At 57.1% G+C, this 1,188-nt stretch carries 3 protein-coding genes; all 3 read left to right on the top strand.

Annotated elements, in window-relative coordinates; all coding sequences use genetic code 11:
- A partial coding sequence (locus tag ACFQ6N_RS41015; RefSeq protein WP_380659223.1) for a hypothetical protein occupies window positions 1–228 on the top strand: 228 nt, incomplete at its 5' end.
- Between the two features lie 50 nt (window positions 229–278).
- Complete coding sequence (locus tag ACFQ6N_RS41020) at window positions 279–857, top strand: hypothetical protein (RefSeq protein ID WP_148564976.1); 579 nt, start codon at window positions 279–281, stop codon at window positions 855–857.
- A gap of 53 nt (window positions 858–910) precedes the next feature.
- Window positions 911–1,188 (top strand): hypothetical protein (locus tag ACFQ6N_RS41025; RefSeq protein WP_380659224.1); only part of this gene is annotated, 278 nt, incomplete at its 3' end.

Genomic DNA, 1,188 nt, shown 5'->3' on the forward strand with positions numbered 1-1,188 from the left:
GGATTTACCTGCCCCTCCCCCAGCAAGAAGCTCACCACCGCTTCAGGCATTACAGCGACGGCAAATTCTCCTGATCCTCAAGCGCGCTTGCTAGTCACCTCGGGCATGTCGACCTATGAGATGACGCCATTCACCATCAACGGTCGCAGGCTGTCTACTGCCGAAGTGGACGCTGATGACGGAAACGCCCCCTGCATCGGGCCACCGCAACTGGTAATGGGAGTCTGACGCAGACAGCATCAGTTCCGATCAGCTACAACCGCTCTTATGGGCACATCATGTCCTATGCGCACACCATGAAGCAGTTATCAAACAGGCTTACAGCACTGGTAGCCCTCTCCTGCCTTTGGGCTCCCGCTTGCTCATCAATGCCAAAGGACAACGAACTCAGTGCGCGCTCCCCAAGAGGAATTACAGTCACAGCTGATGGTCCGATTGCACGCAACTATCCGCAGACCAAGTGCCTTGACTTCCGGCGAAATCACAAGAGCATCGGATTTCTCTGTTTCTCCTCCAGCGAGCAGTTCATCACTGATTTCGGCATTGCAGCAACAGCGTCTCCTGATGCTCAGGAGCACTTGCAGGTAACCTCAGGCATGTCTACCCATGAACTGAAGCCGATCATCATCAACGGCCGCACGCTGTTTACTGCCGAAGTGGATTGTGACGACCGGGACGCGCCCCTGTATCGAGCCACCTCAACGTGTCATGTGGCATTCATGCCCGTGGCCAATGCCCACTTCTTCTATAGCAATTTCATTCTCAGCAATGAAGCGACTTCCACATCGGGGGTCGATGAACGGACGGTCATGGACATCTGGAAAAGCCTGGCCAGTGCCAGTGGCGGGCATGGATGAGCACTGACGCAAGACGCATTCGCAGACCCGGTCAATGTCTCTTGATCGCTTTCATGCTGACCATGGGCGGATGTGGCGGGTCGGCCCCCAATGCGACGTTCGAGACCTCTCCTGCACTATCCGACGCGGATCTGAAAGGTCTTTACCCGGGCACGCTGCTGAGGCAGGTGGTGTTCGAGGACATCGACGGCGCGGGCCTGCTGCTGATTTCGCGTAGCGAACAGACATCGCCGGCGCAGGAAGACAAGGAACCATTGGATCAGATCACCCTGCGTGCAGAGCTGTTCCGGCGTCCTAGCCTGGCGGCGCCCTGGACGTCACGCTGGATCCA

The sequence above is a fragment of the Kitasatospora sp. NPDC056446 genome (assembly GCF_042796115.1).
Classification (GTDB): Bacteria; Actinomycetota; Actinomycetes; order Streptomycetales; family Streptomycetaceae; genus Kitasatospora.

Coding starts and splice junctions, on each gene's coding strand:
- ACFQ6N_RS41020 (WP_148564976.1), top strand. CDS start 279: ATGTCCTATGCGCACACCATGAAGCAGTTATCAAACAGGCTTACAGCA.